We start from the raw sequence: 4,796 nt of genomic DNA, 5'->3' as shown, positions 1-4,796 counted from the left end.
GCGCATCGGGCTCGCGAGCCACGTATTGCGTCTGCTTCATGCTGCTCTCCTGCTAAGGGATTTCATTCTTGTTATGTGCTGCTATGGACCCAGAAATAACCCATGAATTGCGCGATGGCAGCAGGTGATCCCCGTTGTACGTAGGAAAATCCTCCAAATATCGTAAAGTTTTCGTTACGTTTTATAGGTTGTCGCGCAGGTGTTGAGATTTGTGGGTGGGAAAAGCGCTCCACCTGTCACATAATCTTGACGACTAACTGAGCGCTCCAGCAGAAATATTCTTGCCGTGGGCCTCATTCACCACTGTTCGGGCCTTTATATGCGTATCAAAGTCCACTGCCAGAACCGCATCGGCATCCTGCGTGACATTCTCAACCTGCTGGTGGAGTACGGCATCAACGTCGCTCGCGGTGAAGTGGGTGGTGAGCATGGCAACGCGATCTACTTGCACTGTCCGAACCTGATCAACATTCAGTTCCAGGCTTTGCGTCCGAAATTCGAAGCGATTGGCGGGGTGTTTGGCGTCAAGCGTGTAGGCCTGATGCCTAGCGAACGTCGGCACATGGAGCTCAATGCGCTGCTTGGTGCGCTGGAGTTTCCAGTGCTGTCGATCGACATGGGCGGCTCGATCGTCGCGGCCAATCGTGCGGCGGCGCAGTTGCTTGGTGTTCGAGTCGATGAAGTGCCGGGGATTCCGCTGTCTCGATATGCCGAGGACTTCGATTTGCCGGAACTGGTGCGCGCCAACAAGTCGCGAATCAATGGGCTGCGGGTCAAGGTCAAGGGCGACGTGTTCCTGGCCGACATCGCGCCGCTGCAATCAGAGCATGACGACAGCGAAGCCATGGCCGGTGCCGTATTGACGCTGCACCGCGCCGACCGGGTGGGCGAACGCATCTATAACGTGCGCAAGCAGGAGCTGCGTGGTTTCGACAGCATCTTTCAAAGCTCGAAAGTCATGGCCGCGGTGGTGCGCGAAGCGCGGCGCATGGCACCCCTTGATGCGCCGCTATTGATCGAAGGCGAAACCGGAACCGGCAAGGAGCTGTTGGCGCGCGCTTGTCATTTGGCTAGCCCGCGCGGGCAATCGCCGTTGATGGCGCTCAATTGCGCCGGTCTGCCGGAGTCCATGGCCGAGACGGAATTGTTCGGCTACGGCCCGGGTGCCTTCGAAGGTGCGCGTGCCGAGGGCAAGCTCGGGCTGTTGGAACTGACGGCGGGCGGTACGCTGTTTCTCGATGGGGTCGGGGAAATGAGCCCGCGCCTGCAGGTGAAATTGCTGCGCTTTCTGCAGGATGGCTGCTTCCGCCGCGTAGGCAGTGATGAAGAGGTTTATCTGGATGTACGGGTGATCTGCGCCACCCAGGTCGATCTCTCCGAACTGTGCGCGCGGGGCGAGTTTCGCCAGGACCTCTATCATCGCTTGAACGTGTTGTCGCTGCACATTCCGCCCCTGCGCGAATGCCTCGACGGTCTGACGCCGCTGGTGGAGCACTTCCTCGATCAGGCGAGTCGGCAGATCGGTTGCCCGCTGCCGAAACTGGCGCCAGCGGCCATGGACAGGCTCAGTCATTACCACTGGCCGGGCAACGTCCGGCAACTTGAAAACGTATTGTTCCAGGCGGTTTCCCTGTGCGACGGCGGTACGGTCAAAGCCGAGCACATTCGGTTGCCGGACTACGGCGTGCGTCAGCCGCTTGGCGATTTTTCGCTCGAAGGCGGGCTGGACGAAATTGTCGGGCGCTTCGAAAAAGCGGTGCTGGAGCGGTTGTACTCCGAACATCCGAGCAGTCGGCAACTTGGCAAGCGGCTGGGGGTTTCGCACACCACCATCGCCAACAAGTTACGCGATTATGAGGTGGGCAAGGAGCCTGGCACCTGAGTCAGTCCCATGAGCCAGGCCTCTAAATCAGGCCCATAAATCAGACCCTAAGTCAGGCCCCTGTGGCGAGGGAGCTTGCTCCCGTTCGGGTGCGAAGCGGCCGCAGTACTGTCATTGATTGATCGTTCCCACGCTCTGCGTGGGAATGCAGCCCGGGACGCTCCGCGTCCCAAGAGCAGACGCAGAGCGTCCATTGAGGCGTTCCCACGCAGAGCGTGGGTACGAGCAGGTGGCGGAAGCTGAAGGTTGCCGTGAAGCGGCATGACACCGCCGGTTTTTCGTCTCTGTACAAATCCCCCATCTCCCTCCGAATCCCCTCAAGTCCTTTGTTTACCGGGCCTCGCGCCGCCAAAAACAAGTTGGTCTGCAAATTGCTTATGCCACGTCAGTACAGCAGTGGGCGGCAAACGTCCGGCAGGCAGAGGAAAGATTGTGGACAAGTACCTTTATGTGGCAATGACCGGCGCCAGCCAGAATGCACTGGCGCAGAAGGCTCATGCCAACAACCTCGCGAACATCTCCACCAACGGCTTCCAGAAAGACCTGGAGCAGGCGCGTTCGATGCCGGTGTTCGGCGACAGCTTTCCGGCGCGTGCGTTTGCCATGTCCGAACGCCCGGCCACCGACTTTTCTCCCGGCTCGCTGGTAGAAACCGGCCGCGACCTCGATGTCGCCGTGCAGGGCAACGGCTGGCTGGCGGTGCAGAATCCCGATGGCGGCGAAAGCTACGTGCGCACCGGTAGCCTGGTAGTCGATGCACTTGGCGTCTTGCGCGCCGGCAACGGCATGCCGGTGATCGGCAACGGCGGACCGATTGCCGTGCCGCCCGAGCAGCAGATCGAAGTGGGCGAAGACGGCACCATCAGCATTCGTGCGATGGGTGAAGGTCCTCGCGTGATGGCCGAAGTCGATCGCATCAAGCTGGTCAATCCGGACATCAAGAACATGACCAAGGGCCTGGACGGTTCGATCCACACCAGAGACGGTCAGCCGGCGCAAGCCGATGCCAACGTCAAGCTGGTGTCCGGTTTCCTTGAGTCGAGCAACGTCAACGCCGTGGACGAGATGACCTCGGTGCTGGCCTTGTCGAAGCAGTTCGAACTGCACATCAAGATGATGAACACCGCCAAAGAAGACGACCAGGCCATGGCTCGGGTCTTGCAGATCAGCTAATTACCAGAACGTCGCGCCGTAAAACAGGCGCACGAGGAGAATCGAATGCTTCCGGCTCTATGGGTTGCCAAAACCGGTCTGTCCGCCCAGGACACCAACCTGACCACCATTTCCAACAACCTGGCGAACGTGTCGACCACGGGTTTCAAACGTGACCGCGCCGAGTTCCAGGACTTGCTCTACCAGATCAAGCGTCAGCCAGGCGCCCAGTCGACCCAGGACAGCGAACTGCCGTCGGGCCTGCAACTGGGTACCGGTGTGCGCATTGTCGGCACCCAGAAAAACTTCAACGCCGGCAGCCTGCAAACCACCGAGCAGCCACTGGACATGGCCATCGACGGCCGCGGTTTCTTCCAGATCCTGCAGCCGGACGGCACCACGTCCTACACCCGCGACGGTACTTTCCACCTGGACTCCAACGGCCAGATCGTCAACGCCAGTGGCTTCGCCCTGGAACCGGCGATTGTCATCCCGAACGATGCCCAGACCTTCACCGTCGGCAAGGACGGCACCGTGTCCATCACCGTGGCCGGCAACCCGGCTTCCCAGGTGATCGGCAACCTGCAAACCGCCGACTTCATCAACCCGGCCGGCCTGCAAGCGGTGGGTAACAACCTGTTCCTGGAAACCGCTGCCAGCGGCGCGCCGCAAATCGGCACACCGGGCCTGAACGGTTTCGGTACCACGCTGCAGAACACCCTGGAAACGTCCAACGTCAGCACCGTTGAAGAGATGGTCAACATGATCACCACTCAGCGTGCCTACGAGATGAACTCCAAGGTGATCTCCACCGCCGATCAGATGCTCTCGTTCGTAACGCAGAATCTGTAATCAAGTCTATGAGGCGGTCATGCGGCCGCCTGCAACACCGTGAGGTAAGGGTCATGAATCGCTTCGTTTCTGTTCTGGCATTGAGTGGGATCACCGTGCTCGCCGGCTGTGTCGGTCCGACACCCAAGCCCAATGATCCTTACTACGCTCCGGTGTTGCCGCGCACGCCATTGCCGGCTGCCGCGAACAACGGTTCGATCTATCAGGCCGGTTTCGAGCAGAACCTCTATAGCGACCGCAAGGCGTTCCGGGTTGGTGACATCATCACCATCACCCTGAACGAGAAGACCCAGGCCAGCAAAAACGCCAACTCGCAAATCGGCAAGAACAGCAAGGCCAGCATCGGCCTGAGCTCGCTGTTCGGTTCCACCCCCAACACCAACAACCCGTTCGGCAGTGGCGACTTGAGCCTGGACGCCAGCTATGAAGGCGACCGCGCGACCAAGGGTGACAGCAAGGCGGCGCAGGGCAACACCCTGACCGGTTCGATCACCGTGACCGTGGCCGACGTGCTGCCCAACGGCATCATTGCCGTGCGCGGCGAGAAGTGGATGACGCTGAACACCGGTGATGAGCTGGTACGGATTGCCGGATTGGTTCGTGCCGACGATATCTCCACCGATAACACCGTATCGTCGACCCGTGTCGCCGATGCGCGCATCACTTATTCGGGCACCGGTTCGTTTGCCGATGCGAGTCAGCCAGGCTGGTTCGACCGTTTCTTCCTCAGCCCGCTGTTCCCTTTCTAGGTGGCTACGTTGAATTTCAGAAGTCTCATCGTTGCCGCACTGATGCTATCCGCGGCCTTCAACGCTCAAGCCGAGCGGCTGAAGGACATCGCCAGTATTTCCGGCGTGCGTTCCAACCAATTGATCGGTTACGGCCTGGTGGTCGGGCTTAACGGTACCGG

At 59.9% G+C, this 4,796-nt stretch carries 5 protein-coding genes; all 5 read left to right on the top strand.

Features of this window, described 5'->3' with window-relative positions; genetic code table 11:
• Positions 1-319: 319 nt before the first annotated feature.
• Positions 320-1,882, top strand: a complete 1,563-nt coding sequence (locus tag D8U69_RS20525) for a sigma-54-dependent transcriptional regulator (protein ID WP_056853040.1) — start codon at positions 320-322, stop codon at positions 1,880-1,882.
• 432 nt (positions 1,883-2,314) lie between these two features.
• Entirely contained in the window at positions 2,315-3,055 is a 741-nt protein-coding gene (locus D8U69_RS20515) for a flagellar basal body rod protein FlgF (RefSeq protein WP_056853039.1), read from the top strand.
• A gap of 45 nt (positions 3,056-3,100) precedes the next feature.
• Positions 3,101-3,886: a flagellar basal-body rod protein FlgG gene (gene flgG, locus D8U69_RS20510; protein WP_130908013.1), complete on the top strand. Its 786-nt coding sequence runs from the start codon at positions 3,101-3,103 to the stop codon at positions 3,884-3,886.
• Between the two features lie 53 nt (positions 3,887-3,939).
• Entirely contained in the window at positions 3,940-4,635 is a 696-nt protein-coding gene (gene flgH / locus D8U69_RS20505) for a flagellar basal body L-ring protein FlgH (protein ID WP_056853038.1), read from the top strand.
• A gap of 42 nt (positions 4,636-4,677) precedes the next feature.
• Positions 4,678-4,796, top strand: a 119-nt coding sequence (locus D8U69_RS20500) for a flagellar basal body P-ring protein FlgI (RefSeq protein WP_177434588.1), incomplete at its 3' end; no start/stop codon positions are given.

This window comes from Pseudomonas sp. Sample_16 (genome assembly GCF_004307665.1).
GTDB lineage: Bacteria > Pseudomonadota > Gammaproteobacteria > Pseudomonadales > Pseudomonadaceae > Aquipseudomonas.
The sequence above is the reverse complement of the archived record's forward strand: the minus strand, read 5'-3'. Positions and strand labels throughout refer to the sequence as shown.